The organism is Castellaniella denitrificans (assembly GCF_027214045.1).
GTDB classification, from domain to species: Bacteria; Pseudomonadota; Gammaproteobacteria; order Burkholderiales; family Burkholderiaceae_B; genus Castellaniella; species Castellaniella denitrificans_A.
Genome location: NZ_JAPWHE010000001.1, coordinates 796,196 through 816,049 on the forward strand (window position 1 = coordinate 796,196; position 19,854 = coordinate 816,049).

General features: G+C 67.5%; 14 protein-coding genes. 6 read left to right on the plus strand and 8 right to left on the minus strand.

Going from position 1 to position 19,854, the window contains the following annotated elements; genetic code table 11:
• Positions 1-34: 34 nt before the first annotated feature.
• The 3 genes from O4H32_RS03800 to O4H32_RS03810 form a co-directional block, all read right to left on the minus strand.
• Entirely contained in the window at positions 35-1,651 is a 1,617-nt protein-coding gene (locus O4H32_RS03800) for a patatin-like phospholipase family protein (RefSeq protein WP_269356816.1), read from the minus strand.
• A 169-nt stretch (positions 1,652-1,820) separates the two neighbouring features.
• The gene (gene ilvD / locus O4H32_RS03805) at positions 1,821-3,524 is read right to left on the minus strand and encodes a dihydroxy-acid dehydratase (RefSeq protein WP_269356818.1); all 1,704 of its coding nucleotides are present in this window, start codon (positions 3,522-3,524) and stop codon (positions 1,821-1,823) included.
• 117 nt (positions 3,525-3,641) lie between these two features.
• On the minus strand, positions 3,642-4,346 hold the full coding sequence (locus O4H32_RS03810) for a Crp/Fnr family transcriptional regulator (RefSeq protein WP_269356820.1): 705 nt from the start codon (positions 4,344-4,346) through the stop codon (positions 3,642-3,644).
• Positions 4,347-4,403: 57 nt separating this feature from the next.
• Between O4H32_RS03810 and O4H32_RS03815 the strand changes: the two genes are divergently transcribed.
• The 4 genes from O4H32_RS03815 to O4H32_RS03830 are packed head-to-tail and all read left to right on the plus strand — an operon-like array spanning position 4,404 to position 9,017.
• Positions 4,404-5,399, plus strand: a complete 996-nt coding sequence (locus O4H32_RS03815) for an ABC transporter substrate-binding protein (RefSeq protein ID WP_269356821.1) — start codon at positions 4,404-4,406, stop codon at positions 5,397-5,399.
• A complete protein-coding gene (locus O4H32_RS03820; protein WP_269356824.1) occupies positions 5,396-6,193 on the plus strand; it encodes an ABC transporter permease in 798 nt (265 codons plus the stop codon). Before O4H32_RS03815 ends, O4H32_RS03820 begins: the two co-directional genes overlap by 4 nt.
• Positions 6,186-6,863 (plus strand): ATP-binding cassette domain-containing protein, encoded by a 678-nt coding sequence (locus O4H32_RS03825; protein WP_269356825.1) that lies wholly within the window; start codon positions 6,186-6,188, stop codon positions 6,861-6,863. The genes O4H32_RS03820 and O4H32_RS03825 overlap by 8 nt, the downstream gene beginning before the upstream one ends.
• A gap of 39 nt (positions 6,864-6,902) precedes the next feature.
• Entirely contained in the window at positions 6,903-9,017 is a 2,115-nt protein-coding gene (locus O4H32_RS03830; RefSeq protein ID WP_269356827.1) for a TonB-dependent receptor family protein, read from the plus strand.
• 68 nt (positions 9,018-9,085) lie between these two features.
• Here O4H32_RS03830 and O4H32_RS03835 read toward each other — a convergent pair whose 3' ends face one another.
• Both O4H32_RS03835 and ilvD (O4H32_RS03840) read right to left on the minus strand, forming a co-directional pair.
• Positions 9,086-9,907, minus strand: coding sequence for an NAD-dependent epimerase/dehydratase family protein (locus O4H32_RS03835; protein ID WP_269356829.1), 822 nt, complete (start codon positions 9,905-9,907; stop codon positions 9,086-9,088).
• Positions 9,908-10,027: 120 nt separating this feature from the next.
• Positions 10,028-11,884, minus strand: coding sequence for a dihydroxy-acid dehydratase (gene ilvD, locus O4H32_RS03840; protein ID WP_269356830.1), 1,857 nt, complete (start codon positions 11,882-11,884; stop codon positions 10,028-10,030).
• Between the two features lie 36 nt (positions 11,885-11,920).
• Between ilvD (O4H32_RS03840) and ppc the strand changes: the two genes are divergently transcribed.
• Positions 11,921-14,854: a phosphoenolpyruvate carboxylase gene (gene ppc / locus O4H32_RS03845; protein ID WP_407932597.1), complete on the plus strand. Its 2,934-nt coding sequence runs from the start codon at positions 11,921-11,923 to the stop codon at positions 14,852-14,854.
• A gap of 352 nt (positions 14,855-15,206) precedes the next feature.
• On the opposite strand, the gene O4H32_RS03850 is transcribed toward ppc, so the two are convergent.
• The 3 genes from O4H32_RS03850 to O4H32_RS03860 form a co-directional block, all read right to left on the minus strand.
• Positions 15,207-16,115, minus strand: a complete 909-nt coding sequence (locus O4H32_RS03850) for an SMP-30/gluconolactonase/LRE family protein (protein ID WP_269356833.1) — start codon at positions 16,113-16,115, stop codon at positions 15,207-15,209.
• A 7-nt stretch (positions 16,116-16,122) separates the two neighbouring features.
• Positions 16,123-17,028 (minus strand): 5-dehydro-4-deoxyglucarate dehydratase, encoded by a 906-nt coding sequence (kdgD, locus tag O4H32_RS03855; protein ID WP_269356835.1) that lies wholly within the window; start codon positions 17,026-17,028, stop codon positions 16,123-16,125.
• 317 nt (positions 17,029-17,345) lie between these two features.
• Positions 17,346-18,080, minus strand: coding sequence for a FadR/GntR family transcriptional regulator (locus O4H32_RS03860; protein WP_269356837.1), 735 nt, complete (start codon positions 18,078-18,080; stop codon positions 17,346-17,348).
• A 237-nt stretch (positions 18,081-18,317) separates the two neighbouring features.
• Between O4H32_RS03860 and garD the strand changes: the two genes are divergently transcribed.
• Complete coding sequence (garD, locus tag O4H32_RS03865) at positions 18,318-19,838, plus strand: galactarate dehydratase (RefSeq protein ID WP_269356981.1); 1,521 nt, start codon at positions 18,318-18,320, stop codon at positions 19,836-19,838.
• Positions 19,839-19,854 lie beyond the last annotated feature (16 nt).

The window sequence follows — 19,854 nt, forward strand, 5'->3', positions numbered from 1 at the left end:
GCGGACAGGCGACGGCCAAAAGACGGCACGCGGTTCACACCGCGCGCGCCGACGTTTCGCGCCGGACCAGTTCGAACAGGCCAAGTTCGAATTGATAGCCGGGATCGTCCCTGCCTTGGGGGTAGGCGCCCGGGTCAGGGAGCGGACCATCGGCAATCGCCTGTTTTTCACGCCCGGTCAATTGTACGAAACATTCCTCGGCGGACGAGCACTCCTGGGCATAGGCCTGCCCCTGCCGCAGTTCAATCTGTTCACGCATTTTCCGGGTGGCCTGAGTTTGGGCGCGGTCGATCCGCTCAGGGGAGGCACCCAGATCGAGCGTGCCAATATCGCCATGGAACACGACAAAGGCGTTGGGGCCCGCATCATACGTTTTGAGCCGGTCCCCATAGGACGTCTGGTTGTAATCCGGATTGTCCGAGAAGAAACCCGCGATTTTCCCCTTCACCGCGGCCAGACTGAAAAAGGAAGGGGGCGCCGAGGGTCGATGCAGGATTTCGTAAGCGTTGCCGCCATCGTCGAAAGTCAACACGGCTGTCCGCGCCCGCGCCTGCTCCAGTTCCCGGCCCTGCAGGCCTTTGGTGATGACCTCGACCGGCATGTTGCTGCCGACGCCGCCGTCGAGAAACGTGCGGCGGCCATGACCATCGCCCGGATCGTAGTCCACGCCCTTGAAATAGATCGGGAAGCTCATGGAAATACGGCCTGCAACCGCAATCGGCACATCGGGCGTCCTTTGCGCGTCGAAATAGATCTCCTCGCGGCGGGTCGCGTCCCATCCCGTCAGGGTCAGCGTCCTGAATTGTGCGGGATCGAGCAGACGCATCAGACGCAAGTCGTTGAAGGTCACCATCTGGCCAGTGCGATCCGTATCGAAATCCTGGCGACGCAACTGCGCCAGGCGGTCAGGCACGCTCTCGCCCTCCGTGGCGCGCAAGCGATCGAGCTTGTCCTGAAAGGCCGCGGTGTCCCAATGCGCATCGAGATAGCTCGATACCCGTTCCGCCATTTTCCGGTCCATCAACTCCAACACATGTCCCGCCCGGAAACCGAGGCGCCAATCCATGTCGACCATGGGATAGCGGGTCCGGAAGCCATCCGACGTATCCCGCAATTTGCCCATCTCGATCTCGTCGGTGAAGTCCTGGAACGCCTCGGCATCCATGCCGGCCATCGCGATCGCCGTGAGTGCGCCCACCGAAGAACCCACCACGTGCTTCAGGCCGTCGAACATGCCCGCATGCTGCATCTCGACCAGTGCATTCGCATTGACGAGCCCTTTGGCGCCACCGCCCTGGAATACCAGGGACTCCAGGGGAGGCGCCTGACGGATCACGGTAAAGCCCCGCAGTCTGCCCTCGGCATCGTATCGGGGAATGCCCTGGGGCCTGATATCGTAGGCCGCCTGCACCGGCCGCTGATCGCGGTTTTGCGATGGCGGTGGTTCTGGCGGCACGCGATCGGCGGTTTCCCTGGCCAGCGCGCGTCGCCCGGCCTCGGAAATCTGGACGCTGGGTCTTGCGGGATCACGCGCCGCGGGTTCGCCGCGGGACAAAGGGGGCCGCGCCAGCAGCACCTCGTCGAGACCGCTCCCCGCATACAGCGAAGCGCCTAATGAAATACCTGTCGAGCCGATCCGGTCGAACGTCATATCCCACCCTCCTTATCGCCCTTCAAGAGACGGCAGCACGCACTTTCTTTTTATTTTTATATGAGTAGCGGCGACAGGAAGATGGTTCCACCGCCAGCGCGATGGCGGCTGGCGGCGCGCCGGGTCTGCGGGAAAACGAGCAGGCGGCGAAGCGGATCGGACCGGCGCTTCAGCGCGTTCCGGGCGTGCGGTCCTCGAAGCGATCCAGCACCGCGCCGGTACTGGCGTCGGAGCAATTGAAGGCGAATTTCGCCTGCACCCCGCGCGTGTAGCGCGGCGCGGGCGGCGTCCAGGCGGCGCGCCGGGCGGCCAGGACCTCTGCGGACACGTTCACCTGAAGCAGATGCTTGTGCGCATCGATGGTCACGGAATCGCCCTCCTCGACGAGGGCGATCGTGCCGCCCACTGCCGCTTCGGGTGCGACGTGGCCCACGACCATGCCCCAGGTGCCGCCGGAAAACCGGCCGTCGGTGATCAGGCCGACGGAATCGCCCAGGCCTTCGCCCACCAGGGCGCTGGTGGGCGCCAGCATTTCCGGCATGCCGGGGCCGCCCTTGGGGCCCAGATAGCGCAGGATCAGCACGTCGCCGGCCTTGATCTTGCCGGCCAGGATGGCGTCCATGGCGGACTGTTCGTTGTCGAAGACCCGCGCCGGGCCGGTGATGGCGGGGTTCTTCAGGCCGGTGATCTTGGCCACCGCGCCCAGTTCCGCCAGATTGCCCTTGAGGATGGCCAGATGGCCCTCGGGGTACAGGGCGTCATCCAGCGCATGGATGACGTCCTGGTCGGCGCGTGGCGCATCGGGCACGTCGGCCAGCGTCTCGGCGATGGTCTTGCCGGTGATGGTCACGCAGTCGCCATGCAACAGGCCGGCGTTCAGCAACAGCTTCATGACCTGGGGAATGCCCCCCGCCCGGTGAAAATCCACCACCAGGTATTTGCCGCTGGGCTTCAGGTCGCAAATGACGGGGACGCGGCGGCGGACGCGCTCGAAGTCGTCGATGGTCCATTCGACGCCGGCGGCATGGGCGATCGCCAGGATGTGCAGCACGGCGTTGGTCGACCCCCCGGTGGCCATGACCACGGCCACGGCGTTTTCGATGGACTTGCGCGTGACGATATCGCGCGGCTTCAGATCCAGCGCCACGGCCTTGAGCAGCACGCGGGCCGATTCGGCGGCCGAGTCGGCCTTTTCCTGATGCACGTTGGCCATGGTGGACGAATACGGCAGGCTCATGCCCATGGCCTCGAAGGAGGAGCTCATGGTGTTGGCCGTGTACATGCCGCCACAGGAACCGCTGCAGGGAATGGCATGGGTCTCGATGTCGTGCAGGTCGGCCTCGGACATGCGGCCGGCCGCGTGCTCGCCCACGGCCTCGAAGACGCTGACGATGTTCAGATCCCGGCCGCAAAGATTGCCCGGCAGGATGGTGCCGCCATAGACGTAGATCGAGGGCACGTTCGCGCGCAGCATGCCCATCATGCCGCCCGGCATGTTCTTGTCACAGCCGCCGATCACCAGCACGCCGTCCATCCACTGGCCCTGGACGCAGGTTTCGACGCAGTCGGCGATGACTTCGCGGGAGACCAGGGAATATTTCATGCCTTCGGTGCCCATGGCCATGCCGTCGGAAATCGTCGGCGTGCCGAACATCTGGGGATTGCCGCCGGCGTCCTTGATGGCGGCGGCGGCCGCGTCGGCCAGGGGCTGCAGACCGCTGTTGCACGGCGTGATGGTGCTCTGGCCGTTGGCGATACCGATCATGGGCTTGTCGAAATCGGACTCCGTGTAGCCGAGCGCGTAGTACATCGAGCGGTTCGGCGCCCGGGCGACACCCTGGGTGATGTTCGAGGAACGCAGCGGTTTGGCCATGACGGAGTCCTTTCGAGAAGTCGGAGCGGAATCCTTCAGTTTAAGACCTCCATCCGCACAGAGAACGGACACGCGCACGCCGGGCGCGGGTATTGGGCGAGGCCACGGCGCCCGGAATCAGAAACTGCGCCGGGCCGGCTGCGCCAGATCGTCGAGGAAAGCAGGGTCGAGCAGGATCCAGTCCCGGCGCGCGCCGGCGATCCGGCCCTGCGCCACCCAGTCCGCCAGCAACCGGCTCAGGGTTTCCGCGCGCACCCCCAGGTTCGCCGCGAGCTGGCGCTGCGTCAGCGGCAGGTGTACGGAGGATCCCTCGCCGGGCCGCAGACGCAACAGGTAGTCGGCCAGACGCTGCGCGGCCGTACTGTCGCTGAGCCACTCCACCTCGTTGACCCGCTGGTAGACCCGGTCGCTCAGACGCGCCAGCAGCCGCATGGCCAGCTCAGGCCAGGCGCGGCAGGCCGCCTGCAGGCCGGCCCGCTTCAGGCACAGCGCGATCGCATCGCCATGCGCCCGGGCGTTCATCGGATAGCGGCCATGCGTCATGAACATCGCCGTCTCCGCAAGCAACTGGCCGACCCGGAAAATGTGGAATACGCGATCCTGGCCGTCCTGGGTGTGGCGCATCACCTCGATGCCGCCGCTCAGGACGTACAGATATTCGATGGCGTCCTCGCCTTCCCTGAACAGCGGATTCCCATCCTCGACATGCAGGATCGCGGCGTCACGCAGCAGCAATCGCGCCACTTCCGCAGGCGCGTCCTTGAAGAGCGGATGCCCGAGCACCCGGGCGGGAGAATCCTCGGTCGGATTGACTTTTGTCATTGGCACTCAACAATTCGGATGCGACGATACGATATTGATAATAATTCGCATTCAGTTATGTGGGAATCTTTTCGAGCATCATACCGCCTGGCGCGGATCTGCCTGCCGGCCGTTCTGCTGGGCACGGCCCTCTCCGTCTCGGCCGCGCCACGTGAACGTCTGGTTCTGGGCGGCCCTACGGCCGCCGTCAGCTTTCCGCTCATCCACATGGCCGAGACCGACGCCCTGGCGGACTGGGCCGACACGGTGGAATTCCGCCACTGGAAAAGCCCGGATCAGTTGCGCGTGCTGATTGCCAGGCGGGAAGTCGATTTCAGCGCCACGCCGGTGAACCTGCCCGCCATCATGGCCAATCGGGGCATGCCCGTGCGCCTGCTGAACGTCTCCGTCTGGGGACTGCTGTGGTTCGTCAGCGCCGATCCGGACGTGCGCACGGTCGCCGACCTGGCCGGCAAGCCGCTGCTGACGACCTTCCAGCGCGACCTGCCCGCCCTGCTGCTCGAACGCCTGCTGGACGCGCAGGGACTGACCGGCGCGCGCGCGCCGGCCATCCGCTATGCGCGCGACGCCCAGGACGCCACCACCCTGCTGCTGACCGGCGAGGCGCGCAGCGCGCTGCTGCCGGAACCCTCCGTCTCGCTGCTGCTGGCGCAGAGTGCCCGCCGGGGCGGCGCGCCGCTGCACCGTGTACAGAGTCTGGAGGACGCCTGGCGAGGGACCTTCACGGACCATCCCGATCTGCCGCAGGCCGGCATCATGGCCAATGTCGGCGTGGCCGGCGACCGCGCCCTGGGCGAGGCCTTCGCGCGCGCCTACGACCGGTCGGCGCGCTGGTGCAAGGCCGAACCGGCCGAATGCGCCCGCCTGGTGCACAAGCACCTGGATTTCCTGCCGGTCGAGGCCATCGAAGCCTCGATCCGCGTCACCCGCCTGGAAAGCCGCAACGCACAATCCGCGCGGCCCGACCTGGAGGCCCTCTACGGCCTGATCCTGCGGCACAATCCCGAAGCCGTCGGCGGCCGCCTGCCCGACGCCGGCTTCTACGGACCATGAGCGCCACAAGCGGCGCCAAGGGGGCCCGGGTCCGCCCCGCGCGCACGTCCCGGCGCTGGTCCGCGCTGGGCGTCATCCTGATCTTCGCCGGCTGGGAATTCGCCGCCCGCCTGATGGGGCCCATGCTGATGGCCACGCCGCTGGAGGCCCTGCGCGCGATCGGCGTCCTGGCCGGCGACCCCGGCTTCTGGACGCACAGCCTCGACAGCCTGGCCCGCATCGCCATGGGCGTGGGCGCCGGCTGCGGCATCGGCTTCACGCTGGGCGTACTGGCCGGGCACGACGCGCGCCTGCGGGGGCTGCTGGAGCCGCTGCGCTGGCTGCTGATGGCCATACCGCCTGTCGTCGTGGTCGTACTGGCCATGCTCTGGTTCGGCCTGGGTTCGGGGATGGTGATCTTCATCACGGTCCTGATGATGGCGCCCGGGATGTACGTCAACACGGTCAAGGGCATGCGCATGATCGACGCCGGCCTGCTGGAAATGGGCCGGGTCTACCATTTCGGCACCTGGGCGCGGCTGCGCCACCTCTATCTGCCCGCCCTGGCCGCGCCCCTGACGGCGGCGCTGCTGATCGCCGCCTGCGGTGGCGTGCGGCTCGTGGTCATGGCCGAGGTACTGGGCGCCGAGAGCGGCGTGGGTTACGCGCTGGCCAACGCGCGCAGCACCTTCGACAGCGGCCGGCTCTACGCCTGGGTGCTGCTGATCCTGGGTCTGGTGGCCCTGCTGGAATTCCTGCTGCTGCAACCCGTCCAGCGCCGGCTGACCCGCTGGCAGGAGCCCAGCCATGCTTGAGATGCGCGACCTGAGCCTGGCCTTCGGCCCCCGGCCCGTGCTCGACGGCATCCGCCTGGACGTGCGCCCCGGCGAGCGCATCGGCGTCATCGGCCCGAGTGGCGCCGGCAAGAGCACCCTGCTGCGCCTGGCGGCCGGCCTGCTGCACCCGGACAGCGGCTCCTGCCGCAACACCTTCCCGCGCACCCGCCTGGTCTTCCAGGAGCCCCGCCTGCTGCCCTGGCGCAGCGTGGCCGACAACCTGGACATCGCCCTGCGTGCGGGCGGCGTCCCTGGCGACCGGATCGCCGCGCGGCGCGACCGCTGGCTGGCCCGCGTGGAGCTGGCCGACGCGGCTCGGGCCTGGCCGGGCGAACTGTCGGGTGGCATGGCCCAGCGCGCCGCCCTGGCCCGCGCCCTGGCGCTGGAACCCGATCTGCTGCTGCTCGACGAGCCCTTCAGCGCGCTGGACCCGGCGCTGCGCGCCGACCTGGGGCGGCTATGCGCCGAGCAGGCCCGCGCCACCGGCGCCGCGCTGATCTGCATCAGCCACCAGCCCTGGGAACTCGCCGGCCTGGTGGACCGCATCCTGTGCGTGGCCGGCGGCCGGATACGGGAACAGGCCGTCCCCTCCGGCCGTCCGGACGAATCCGCCGCAGAGGCGCCGCCGGACCGGCCAGCCGGCGCATAGACCGCCCCCCTTCCCACCTCCTCCGACCAAGGAACCCCCATGAGCGTACGACACGCCCGCACTCCCCTGGCGCTGGCCCTGGCCCTGACGGCCGCCGGCCCGGCGCCCGTCCAGGCCCAGGACGTCACGAGCCTCACACCCATCACCGTCAGCGGCGACGCCCAGGCCACCCCGCTGAATCCCGGCGTGAAGGCCGAACGCGCCCGCCTGGACGGCGTGGCCGGCGGCACCAACCTGATCGAGCCGCAGCAGGAAACGCGCCTGGTCACACTGCGGGATGCCCTGGACTACCAGCCCGGTCTGGTGGTCCAGGAATTCTTCGGTGGCCTGGACCAGCCGCGGCTGAACATCCGCGGCTCGGGCATCCAGAGCAACCCCGTGAACCGGGGCGTCCTGCTGTTGCAGGACAGCCTGCCGCTGAACGAGGCGGACGGATCCTTCGTGATCGGCTTTCTGGAACCGCGCAATGCCCGCCTGATCAGCGCGCGCCGGGGCGCCAATGCCCTGTCGCCGGCCGCCACCACCCTGGGCGGCGAGCTGGACTTCCAGTCACTGACGGGCACGGAAGGCGATCTCCTGCGCATGGAGGGTGGCAGCTTCGGGCGCTTCGGCGCCCAGGCCGCCAAAGGCTTACGCGGCGACAACCTGGACGGCCGCCTGAGCGTCACCCACGACAAGTACGCCGGCTACCGCCACCATTCCGGTTCCGGACGCACCAGCGTGCAAGGCAATTTCGGCGTCCAGGGCGACGGCTTCGAGAACCGGACGTCCCTGTCGTACGTGGATCTGGATGTGGACATTCCGTTCGTCGTGCCTCGTTCCATGATGGAGGACGATCCAACCGACGTGATCGGCGACGGCAAGACGGCCAACCACCCCCTGAACGTCTACAAACGCGATCCGCATCGCACATCGAGCCAGTTCCGCGCCGCCAACCGCACCTACTGGGGCACCGAGGATCTGAACAATACGTTCGGCCTCTACGCCCAGAGCATCGACGACACCTTCCAGGACCCGCTGAGCTCGACCGTGACCGACGGCATGACCTACGGCGCGCAATGGCAGCTCGCCGGCAAGTACCGCGCCATCGATTACCGCGTGGCGCTGGACTGGTCACGCAGCGACATGGACCGCACGCTTTACGTCGTCAAACCGGAGGACGGTTCCCGTCTGCAACGATTCGGCAATTATGACCTGCAGGCGGAAAACCGCAGCGCCCTGCTGGGCTTCGCCTGGCACGTCAACCCGCACTGGACGGTCGTGGGCGACGCCAAGTTCACGCAGGCGATCCGGGATGCCCGGGAACGCGGCTCGGGCAACAGCCTGGACCAGGACTGGAGCTACGTCAGCCCGAAGCTGGGCCTGGTCTGGCGGCCCGCCGAGGATCAGCGTTTCTTCGTGAACGTCAGCCGCAGCAACGAGGCACCGACCTACTGGGAAATCGTCACCGGCGCGGTGCCCCCCCGTCCGAACTCCGTCATGCCGATTCCGGCGACAACCAGCCTCAGCGCCCTGAAGCTGCAGCGCGCCGACACCGTCGAGATCGGCGGCGAAGGCCGCCTGGGCGCCGGGGCCTACGCGCCGCACTGGGCGCTGACGCTCTACCATAGCGACGTCAAGGACGAACTCATGTCCGTCAGCACCGCCAACGGCACGCCGGCTGGCACCTACAACTATCAGGGCGGCACTCGCCACCAGGGCATCGAACTGGGCCTGAACGGCAGCGTGCCCGCCCCGGGCGGGGGCGCGGCCTTCGACTACCGCGTCGCCTACACCTTCAGCGACTTCCGCTTCAAAGGGGGCGAATACGCGGGCAACCGCATCGCCGGCGTGCCGCGCCACCTGGTCGGCGCCGAGATCCTCTACCGCGTCGGCGGGCTGCGTTTCGGCCCGAATGTGCGCTGGATGCCATCCTCCACGGAGACCAACCACGCCAATACGCCGGACACCCGGCAGGACAGCTATACCCTGCTGGGCTTCAAGGTGGACTACCGGATCGACAGGCACTGGCAGGCCTATGTGCAGGGCGACAACCTGACCGACGAGACCTACGCCAGCGCCTTCGTCATCCGCAATACGGCCGGTGCCGCCGATCCTACCTTCCTGCCCGGCAACGGCCGCAGCGTGACGGCGGGGGTCACCTACACGTTCTGATCCCGGAAGCACCCGCGCCCGGGATGCCCGGGCGCGCGTACCCATCTTAAAGATCAGACATCCTATATTTAGGAAGGGGCATCCACCGGATCGAAGGGCCCCCGGGCCGTGAAGACCCCGCCCTGCCAGACCATTGTCGGATCGTCGGCCGCCGGCATCGGCTGGCGCTCGATCTGTTCCCGGAAGACCTCGGACGTATCCCGGGCCTTGTAGCCCAGGTGCGCGGCCAGGCGATTGTCCCACCAGGGATCTTTGTTGTCGGACATGCCGAAGGCGATGGTGTGGCCGATCCCCGGGGTGAACAGGCCCCGGCGGATCATCTCGGTCAGATCCCGGTAGCTGAACCAGATGTGCATCATGCGCCGATCCCGGGGCTCGGGAAACGAAGAGCCGATGCGGATGGACAGCGTCTCGATGCCGTAGCGGTCATGATAGAAGCTGGCCATGCCCTCGCCATACGCTTTGGAGAGGCCGTAATAACCGTCAGGGCGCGTGGGCATGGCGGCGTCGATCGTCTCGGATTGGCGGTAGAAGCCCACCGCGTGGTTCGAACTGGCGAAGATCACGCGGCGCACCCCGTGGCGGCGGGCGGCCTCGTAGAGGTGGAAAACGCCCTTGATGTTGGCCTCCAGGATTTCCTCGAAGGGCCGTTCGACCGACACGCCGCCCATGTGTACGATGGCGTCGCAACCCCGGACCATTTCGTCCACGGCCCGCCGGTCGGACAGGTCGCAGGGATGGAGTTCTTCGCCCTCCCCGGCCGTGCCCAGCGACTGGACGTCGGACAGGCGCAGGACGCGCGCCATCGGTTTGAGCGTCTCGCGCAGCACGCGCCCCACCCCGCCGGCCGCGCCCGTCAGCAAGAGCCGTTCGAACCTGTTTTCAACCACGCCGCTTCTCCATGCGATTCAAGAGTGCTTAACCGCATTGTGATACGTCATCATATGACTATGAATCAGGGATTACCCTGAAAACCGTGGCGGCAGCCCGCAGACCGCCGCCACGCGGCATCACTTCAGTTGCCCGACATCGCGCACCGCCCCCCGGTCGGCCGAGGTGGCCAGCGCAGCATAAGCCCGCAACGCCTGGGAGACTTCCCGCTGGCGGTCCACGGGTTTCCAGGCCTGCGGGCCGCGCGCTTCCATGGCGGCACGGCGCGCCGCCAGGGTCTCGTCATCGATCGCCAGCTGGATGCGGCGGTTGGGGATGTCGATCTCGATAGTATCGCCGTCCTCGACCAGGGCAATGTTGCCGCCCTCGGCCGCTTCGGGCGAGGCATGGCCGATCACCAGGCCCGACGAACCGCCGGAAAAGCGCCCGTCCGTCAGCAAGGCCGCGCACTTGCCCAGGCCCATGGACTTCAGGTAGGACGTGGGGTAGAGCATTTCCTGCATGCCGGGGCCGCCTTTGGGGCCCTCGTAGCGGATGATGACCACGTCGCCGGCACCGACCTCGCCACCCAGGATCCCCTGGACCGAGGTTTCCTGGCTTTCGTAGACGCGCGCGCGGCCGGTGAAAGTCAGGATGCTTTCGTCCACCCCCGCCGTCTTGACGATGCAGCCGTTGGGCGCCAGGTTGCCGTACAGCACGGCCAGGCCGCCGTCCTGGGAATAGGCGTGCGCCCGGTCGCGGATGCAGCCGGACTCGCGATCCAGATCCAGCGTTTCGTAGTAGCGGTCCTGGCTGAACGCGGTCTGGCTCGGGACGCCGCCGGGCGCCGCACGGTAGAAATCCGCTACGCCGGCACCCTGTTCGCCACGCACATCCCAACGGCGGATGGCCTCGCCCAGTGTGCCGGCATGCACGTTGCCCACGCTCAGATCCAGCAGGTCCGCACGGGCGAGTTCCGCCAGGATCCCCATGATGCCGCCTGCGCGGTGCACGTCCTCGATGTGATAGTCCGGGGTGGCCGGCGCGACCTTGCACAGGCAGGGCACGCGACGCGAAATCCGGTCGATGTCGGCCATGGTGAAAGCCACGCCGGCCTCCTGGGCGGCGGCCAGCAGGTGCAGCACGGTGTTGGTGGAACCGCCCATCGCCACATCCAGCGTCATGGCGTTGCTGAAGGCCTGGAACGTCGCGATGTTGCGGGGCAGCACGGAGGCGTCGTCCTGCTCGTACCAGCGCTTGCACAACTGCACGATCAGGCTGCCGGCCAGTTCGAACAAGCCCTTGCGCCGCGCGTGCGTGGCCACCACCGTGCCGTTGCCGGGCAAGGCCAGACCCAGGGCCTCGGTCAGGCAGTTCATGGAATTGGCCGTGAACATGCCTGAACAGGACCCGCAGGTCGGGCAGGCGCTGCGTTCCACGGTCTCGGCCTGCTCGTCGGTGATGTTGGGATCGGCAGCCTCGATCATGGCGTCGACCAGATCCAGCTTGCGCACCACGGTCTTGCCGTCCTTGGCGATGACCTTGCCGGCCTCCATCGGGCCGCCGGACACGAACACGACGGGGATGTTCAGGCGCATGGCGGCCATCAGCATGCCCGGGGTGATCTTGTCGCAGTTGGAAATGCAAACCATGGCGTCGGCGCAGTGCGCGTTGACCATGTATTCGACCGAGTCGGCGATCAGTTCGCGCGAGGGCAGCGAATACAGCATGCCGCCATGCCCCATGGCGATGCCGTCATCCACCGCGATGGTGTTGAATTCCTTGGCGACACCGCCGGCCGCCTCGATCTGGCGCGCCACCAGCTGGCCCATGTCCTTCAGGTGCACATGGCCGGGCACGAACTGAGTGAAGGAATTCACCACGGCGATGATGGGCTTGCTGAAATCCCCGTCCTTCATGCCGGTGGCTCGCCAGAGGGCGCGGGCGCCGGCCATGTTGCGGCCGTGGGTCGAAGTGCGGGAACGGTAGTGCGGCATGGCGGCGGTCCTGGAAACGAAAGGGGCAAAACGCTTATGATAAACGGTTCCTCCCGCCCGGCAACACGGGGCGGGCAGGCCGCGCACGCCCAGATTCCCGACAATGGAGACCCTGTGAAGCCCCCGATCCCGAACGAAGTCCATTCCCCCCTGCGACAGGACATCCGGCTGCTGGGCCGGACCTTGGGGGAAGTCATCCGGGACTGCGAGGGCCGCGCCGTCTACGACGTCATCGAAAAACTGCGCCGCGCCGCCGTGAAATTCCGCCGCGAAGGCCTGGACCGCGACGGCCGCATGCTGGAACGCCAGATCCGCCGCCTGGCCGACGGCGAGGCCAATTCCGTGGCGCGCGCCTTCAGCTATTTCCTGCACCTGTCCAACATTGCCGAGGACCGCGACCAGACCCGCCGCCAGCGCCTGCACTGGCAGGCCGAAGGCCCCGCGACGCCGGGCAGCCTGCGGCACGCCGTCGATCTGCTGCAGGCCGCCGGCCTGTCCGGCGCCCGCATCCGCCAGCACCTGGCCTCGGCCTGCATCGTGCCGGTCCTGACGGCCCACCCCACCGAAGTCCAGCGCAAGAGCACGCTGGACCTGCACCAGGCCATCGCCCAACACCTGCGCCAGATGGACGCGCCCCATGCGCCGCTGGAGTCGGCCCGACTGAACGAGCGCCTGGCGGGGCTGATCGCCGCCCTGTGGCAGACGCGCATGCTGCGGCAGAGCAAGCTCACGGTGCTCGACGAAATCGACAACGCACTGTCCTACTACACCAGCACCTTCTTCAGCACCCTGCCCCAGCTTCATCTGGACATGGGATCGCTGCTGCGCAAGCCGGCGCGCACCGTGTTCGATGTGGACAACACGCCGCTGCCGCCCTTCGTCCACATGGGAAGCTGGATCGGCGGCGACCGCGACGGCAATCCGAACGTGGACGCGGGCACCCTGGAACAGGCGCTGCTGCGCCAGTCCGCCCATGCACTGCGCTACTACCTGACGGAAGTCCACGCCCTGGGCGCGGAACTGTCCGTCTCGCAATCCTTGATGCGCGTCACGCCCGCCCTGTCCGAACTGGCCGCCGCCAGCCAGGATCCGTCACCCCACCGCCAGGACGAGCCCTACCGGCGCGCCTGCATCCACATCTATGCCCGGCTGGCCGCCACCGCGCGCGCACTGACCGGGCGCCGCCTGGCCCGGCGCAACATCTACGAGGCCCCGGCCTACGGGACGGCCGCCGAATTCGCGACGGACCTGGGGACGGTCGCCGAGTCGCTGGACGCGCACCATGGCGCCCTGGTCGCGCGGCTGCGCCTGACGCACCTGCGCCAGGCGGTCGGGATCTTCGGCCTGCACCTGGCCACGGTGGACCTGCGGCAAAGCTCCGATGTCCACGAGCGCGTGCTGGACGAACTGATGCGCCACGCCGGCGTCACACTTGACGGCAAACCCGTGCGCTACGCCAGGTTGTCCGAGACCGACCGCGTCCGCGTCCTGCGCCAGGAACTGCGCGAACCGCGCCCCCTGGTCTCGCCCTGGATCGAATATTCCGCCGAAACAACCAAGGAACTGGCCATCCTGCGCATGGCCGCCGACTGCCGCCGGCGCTTCGGCGAGGCCGCCCTGCGCCAGGCCATCGTGTCCCACACCGAGACCCTCAGCGACCTGCTCGAAGTCCTGGTGCTGCAACAGGAAACCGGCCTGATCGCCCCCACCACGGCCAACGACGCCGCCCTCGACCGCGGACTGATGGTGGTGCCTTTGTTCGAGACCATCCCCGACCTGGAACGCGGCCCGGACATCATGGACGCCTGGCTGTCGCTGCCGGAGGTGGCCGCGCGCGTGCGCCACGCCCAGCACGGAATCCAGGAAGTCATGCTGGGCTATTCGGACAGCAACAAGGACGGCGGCTACCTGACCTCGAACTGGTCGCTGTACCAGGCCGAACGGCGCCTGGTCGAAGTCTTCCGCAAGCACCGCACCCGTCTGCGCCTGTTCCACGGGCGCGGCGGCTCCGTGGGACGGGGCGGCGGCCCCAGCTACGATTCCATCCTGTCGCAGCCCCCGGGCACGGTGAACAACCAGATCCGCCTGACCGAACAGGGCGAGATCATCCAGGGCCGCTACAAGGACGCCGAAGTCGGTCGGTCGCACCTGGAACTGTTCGTCGCCGCCACCCTGGAGGCCAGCCTGGCGTCCGGCTCGCCGGCCACCCGGGCCGAGGACGAGCACGCCGCCCACTACGGCGAAGCCATGGCCTGGATGTCGGAAACCGCCCGGCACGCCTACCGCGATCTGGTCTACGGCACCGAGGGATTCACGGACTATTTCTTCGCCTCGACGCCGATCCGCGAGATCGCCGGCCTGAACATCGGATCGCGCCCGTCCTCGCGCAAGGCCCTGCAGCGGATCGAGGATCTGCGCGCCATTCCCTGGTCGTTTTCCTGGGCCCAGTGCCGTCTGCCCCTGCCCGGCTGGTACGGCATGGGCACGGCCCTCGAACGCTACCTCTCCGATGGCGGCCCGGACCAGGCCCTGTCGCGCGAAGCACGTCTGGAACGCCTCCAGGCCATGGCCCGGGACTGGCCATTCTTCCGCACCCTGCTGTCCAACATGGAACAGGTGCTGGCCAAGACCGACCTCGCCATCGGCCGCGCCTATGCCGAGCTGGTCCCCGACAAGGCCCTGCGCAAGCGGATCTTCGAGCGGATCGTGGCCGAATACCAGGCCACGCGGAACGCCTTCCGCACCATCACCGGTCACGACCTTCTGGCCCACGACGAGCCCCTGCGCAGCGCCCTGGCCGAGCGCTTCGCCTACATCGACCCGCTGAACCACCTGCAGGTCGAACTGCTGCGCCGCGTGCGTTCCGGCCAATCGTCCGCGCGCCGCGCCGACGAGCAGGAATCGCGCGACCAGCGGGCGATCCACATGACCATCAACGGGATCGCGGCAGGCCTACGAAACTCGGGATGAGGCAGGACACGAAATAGTCCCTGCGGACTATTTCGTGCCTGCCGAATCGGAGCGCCTTGCAAGGCGCGACGTGGGGGGGGATGCCCCGATCCTCGACGATCTCGTGCCTGCCGAATCGGAGCGCCGTGCAAGGCGCGACGTGGGGGGGATGCCCCGATCCTCGACGATCCCGTGCCTGCCGAATCGGAGCGCCCTGCAAGGCGCGACGTGGGGGGGGATGCCCCGATCCTCGACAATCTCGTGCCTGCCGAATCGGAGCGCCCTGCAAGGCGCGACGTGGGGGGGGATGCCCCGATCCTTGACGATCCCGTGCCTGCCGAATCGGAGTGGCCTGCGGGCCGCGACGTGGGAATCAGATGGCGAATACCGGCTCTTCGATCCCCCGCACCCCCGGACGCAGGGCGAACAACGCCCCATCCAGGGCCAGGGGGCCGGCACCGGCCGGGCGGATCGACGTCACGAACAGGGTATCCAGATCCCTGCCGCCGAAGGCGCACATGGACGGCTTGGCCACCGGCACGCTCAGGCTGCGATCCAGGCGGCCATCCGGCGTGTAGCGGTGGACCAGCCCGGCGTCGTTGCCGCAGATCCAGTAGCACCCTTCGGCGTCGATGGCGGCGCCGTCGGGACGGCCGCCCGGCAGCTTCTCGATGAACACGCGGCGCCCGCTGGGCACCCCGTCATCGGAATCGTAATCAAAGGCCCAGACGCGCTGCCGGTCGGGATGCGAGTCGGACAGATACAAGGTGCGCCCATCGGGGCTGAAGGCCAGCCCATTGGGCGTCAGCATGCCCTGATCGATGCAGTCCAGACGCGTCTCCCCGTCCAGGGCCGACAGGCGGTACAAGGCGCCGACAGGCGCGCCCTGCCCGCCGTCGTCCAGCATCGACCCGACCCAGAATCTGCCCTGCCGGTCACAGCGACCGTCATTGAACCGCATGCCGGGACACGCATGGACGACACCGACCAGGGGCGTCGTACCCAGCCGCTGATCGGCCTGCGGCGACAGGCGATAGACGCCATCTTCCATGGCGCCCAGCCAGCCGCCATCGGCACGCCGGGCGATGCACGCCAGCCGCTGACCGGCGCGCCAGCTGGTGTGCTGCCCGTCACCGGCACGCCAGCGATGCAGCGTTCCGGCGGGAATGTCCACCCAGTACAGGGCCTGCTCGCCCGGATGCCAGACCGGGCTCTCGCCGGTGAGATTGCGCGGATGCAGGACCAGTTCGGCAGGCGGGGCGGATCGGGCGGACGTGGGCATGGGCGGATCAGAGCGCTTCGATCAGCGCGCGCAGTTCGTCTTCTTCCGGCGCCGTCAGATCCACCAGAGGCGCGCGCACCGGGCCGGCCGGATGGCCGACGATGCGGGCGCCGGCCTTGACGATGCTGACCGCATAACCCTGCTTGCGGTTGCGGATTTCGAGCATCGGCAGGAAGAACTTGTCCAGCAGCTGGCCAGTGGTCTCATGATCCTCGGCACGGACCGCTTCATAGAACTTCATCGCTGTCGCGGGGATGAAATTGAACACGGCGGAAGAATACACCGGCACGCCCAGGGCACGGTAAGCCTCGGCGAAGACCTCGGCCGTCGGCAAACCGCCCAGATAGGCGAAGCGGTCGCCCAGCCGGCGGCGCACCCGGACCATGTTCTCGATGTCGCCCACACCGTCCTTGAAGCCGATCAGGTTCGGACACGCTTCGGCCAGCTGTTCCAGTACGGCCGCCGACAGGCGGCATTGGCCGCGGTTGTAGAGCACCACGCCGATCCCGACGGAGCGGCAGACTTCCTTGACGTGCGCGGCAATGCCGTCCTGCGGCGCCTCGGTGAGATAGTGCGGCATCAGCAGCAGGCCGGCCGCGCCCTGACGCTCGGCTTCCTGGGCGAAGGCGATGGCATTGCGGGTGGGACCGCCCGCGCCGGCCAGGATCGGGGTATGGCCCTGGCAGGTCTTGACCGCCGTGCGCACCACCTGGGAAAAATCATCCAGCGTCAGAGAGAAATACTCGCCCGTGCCGCCGGCCGCGAACAGGGCGCGGGCTCCGTAGGGCATCAACCATTCCAGGCGGGCCTGGTAACCCTTGGGGTCGAAATTGCCCCGGGCATCGAAATCCGTGACGGGAAACGACAGGAGTCCGTCCCTCAGGATGTCCTTCAATTCCTGGCAAGTCGTCATATGCGTGGTGTCCTCTGGTCTGGAATGGCGCATGCCGCACCATCCGCTCTTGTTCATGTCGTACGTTATCATATGACATCAGATGACAAGCAACAAGCCCCATTCATCCGGACTAGTACATACACTGATATTAAAGATCGATTTGCAGCGATTTCGTCAAAACCCAGCCAAGCCCCCTGGGATTTCTTTCTTATACGATGACATATCTATAAGAATTTCCAACGGATTCATTCGCATATTGCAGACCGCCCCGCGGCGGCGGGCGGCGCGGGGCGGTCTGCAATGCGTGACGGATGTGGGCGACGAACCGCCCGGACTCAGGCGCCCTGCTCGGCCGCTTCCTGGGCGCGGCGCAGGCGTTCCCGGCTGTTGGTCAGGTGCGTGCGCATCGCCGCGCGGGCGGCGTCCGGGTCCTTTCGGGCAATGGCATTGTAGATATCCTCGTGCTCGACATGGACACGGCCGAGATAGCCGGTGCGGTCGTCTTCGGCCAGGGCTGCGGAATCGACACGCGTGCGGGGAATGATGGCCTTGCCCAGCTGTTTCAGGATGTCGTGGAAATAGCGGTTGCCTGTCGCCGTCGCCACCGTCAGGTGGAACGCCACGTCCGAGACCACCGCATTGCCGGTTTTCTTGCGCACGTGTTCGGCGAACTCGTCCAGGATGCCGCGCAACTGCTGGACCTGGGCATCCGTACGCCGCAACGCGGCCAGCCCCGCCGCTTCGGTTTCCAGGCTGATCCGCAATTCAAGGATCGCCAGGACGTCCAGCATGGTCAGGATGTTTTCCGTGCGGATGCGCAACTGCTGTTCGTTGCGGGGCTCAAGCAGGAAAGTCCCGATACCGTGCCGGGTTTCGACCAGGCCGGCGGCCTGCAGGCGGGAGATCGCCTCTCGGATCACGGTCCGGCTGACGCCGAAGGACTCCATCAGGGCGGACTCCGTCGGCAATTTCTCGCCGACATGGAATTCGCCGTGACGGATGCGCTCGGACAGCGCGGCGACGACATTCTGGGTGAGGTTGCGCGAACGGCGCGCGGGGACGGAGGCCATGGGGCGGAGCCTATGAATACGACGATTCATGATACTGCATTCCCGAAGAGATAACTCATACGATGACATATTATCTTTCCGCGAACGCACGGGGGAAAAAGAACGATCTGCATAGGGAAACGATCTTGAGCATTCTAGAGCGGCAGGATTGCCAGCCCAAACCCACAGTTGTATGATGAGATCATCACAAGGAGTTTTCTCGTGCATCCCCCAAAGCCGACTGTCCAGGTGCCCCGCATGATCCGCATGCGCGTGGGCGATAATGTCGCCATCATCGCCAACGAACGGGGGTTGCCCGCAGGTGCCCGCATCGCCGATGGCCCGACCCTGCTCGAAGCCATCCCCCAAGGCCACAAAGTCGCCCTGGCCGACATCCCCGAAGGCGGCGCCATCGTGCGCTACGGCGTCGTCATCGGCCATGCGACCAGGCCGCTGCCCGCCGGCAGCTGGGTCTACGAGGCCGTGATGCGCATGCCGCCGGCGCCGTCCCTGGACGACCTGCCGATCTGCACCGCCCCCGCCCCCGTCCCGGAACCCCTGTCCGGCTTCACATTCCAGGGCTACCGCAATGCCGACGGGTCCGTGGGCACCCGCAACATCCTGGCCATCGCCATGACCGTGCAATGCGTGGCCGGGGTGGCGGACATCGCCCTGGACCGCATCCGCCGCGAACTGCTGCCGCGCTATCCGAACGTGGACGGCGTGGTGGCGCTGCATCACGGCTACGGTTGCGGCGTGGCCATCGACGCCCCCGGCGCCTCGATTCCAGTGAAGACCCTGCGCCACATCGCGCAGAACCCGAACTTCGGCGGCGAGGTCATGCTGGTCAGTCTCGGCTGTGAAAAGCTGCAGCCCGAACGCCTCATGCCCGAGCGTTTCAAGGGCCGCGGCGACACGCATCCGGACCTCGTGCGTCTGCAGGACGAGCGGCACATCGGCTTCGGCAGCATGATCGACGAAATCCTGGCCATGGCGGAAACCCACCTGGAACGCCTCAACCGGCGGAGCCGGGAGACCTGCCCGGCGTCCGATCTGGTGGTGGGTGTGCAGTGCGGGGGCAGCGATGCCTTTTCCGGCGCCACGGCCAATCCGGCGGTTGGCCATGCCGCCGACTTGCTGGTGCGTGCGGGCGCCACCATCCTGTTCTCTGAAGTCACCGAAGTACGGGACGGCATCGATCAGTTGACGGCGCGGGCGGCCACGCCCGAGGTCGCCCGCGACCTGATCCGGGAGATGGCCTGGTACGACGATTACTTGCAGCGCGGCCAGGCGGACCGCAGCGCCAACACCACGCCGGGCAACAAGCGCGGCGGCCTGTCGAACATCGTCGAAAAGGCCATGGGATCCATCGTCAAATCCGGCACGATGCCCATTCGCGGCGTCGTGCCGCCGGGCGAACGCGCCCGGGAAAAAGGCCTGCTGTACGCCGCCACGCCGGCCGGCGACTTCGTCTGCGGCACGCTGCAACTGGCGGCCGGCATGAACGTCCACATCTTCACCACCGGCCGGGGCACGCCCTACGGGCTGGCCGAGGTCCCGGTGATCAAGGTCGCCACCCGATCGGACCTGGCGCGCCGCTGGCACGACCTGATGGATGTCGACGCCGGCCGGATCGCCACCGGCGAGGCCGGCATCGAGGAGCTGGGCCAGGAACTGTTCGAGCGCATCCTGGAGGTCGCCAGCGGCCGCAAGACCTGGGCCGAACACTGGGGAATCGTCAACGATCTGGTTCTGTTCAACCCCGGCCCGGTCACCTGAGCGGGCCGGTTGTGCC

Bases quoted from the DNA above. Each gene is read 5' to 3' on its own strand.
- O4H32_RS03800 (WP_269356816.1), bottom strand. From the start codon at position 1,651: ATGACGTTCGACCGGATCGGCTCGACAGGTATTTCATTAGGCGCTTCG.
- ilvD (WP_269356818.1), bottom strand. From the start codon at position 3,524: ATGGCCAAACCGCTGCGTTCCTCGAACATCACCCAGGGTGTCGCCCGG.
- O4H32_RS03810 (WP_269356820.1), bottom strand. From the start codon at position 4,346: ATGACAAAAGTCAATCCGACCGAGGATTCTCCCGCCCGGGTGCTCGGG.
- O4H32_RS03815 (WP_269356821.1), top strand. From the start codon at position 4,404: ATGTGGGAATCTTTTCGAGCATCATACCGCCTGGCGCGGATCTGCCTG.
- O4H32_RS03820 (WP_269356824.1), top strand. From the start codon at position 5,396: ATGAGCGCCACAAGCGGCGCCAAGGGGGCCCGGGTCCGCCCCGCGCGC.
- O4H32_RS03825 (WP_269356825.1), top strand. From the start codon at position 6,186: ATGCTTGAGATGCGCGACCTGAGCCTGGCCTTCGGCCCCCGGCCCGTG.
- O4H32_RS03830 (WP_269356827.1), top strand. From the start codon at position 6,903: ATGAGCGTACGACACGCCCGCACTCCCCTGGCGCTGGCCCTGGCCCTG.
- ilvD (WP_269356830.1), bottom strand. From the start codon at position 11,884: ATGCCGCACTACCGTTCCCGCACTTCGACCCACGGCCGCAACATGGCC.
- ppc (WP_407932597.1), top strand. From the start codon at position 11,921: ATGATAAACGGTTCCTCCCGCCCGGCAACACGGGGCGGGCAGGCCGCG.
- O4H32_RS03850 (WP_269356833.1), bottom strand. From the start codon at position 16,115: ATGCCCACGTCCGCCCGATCCGCCCCGCCTGCCGAACTGGTCCTGCAT.
- kdgD (WP_269356835.1), bottom strand. From the start codon at position 17,028: ATGACGACTTGCCAGGAATTGAAGGACATCCTGAGGGACGGACTCCTG.
- O4H32_RS03860 (WP_269356837.1), bottom strand. From the start codon at position 18,080: ATGGCCTCCGTCCCCGCGCGCCGTTCGCGCAACCTCACCCAGAATGTC.
- garD (WP_269356981.1), top strand. From the start codon at position 18,318: ATGATCCGCATGCGCGTGGGCGATAATGTCGCCATCATCGCCAACGAA.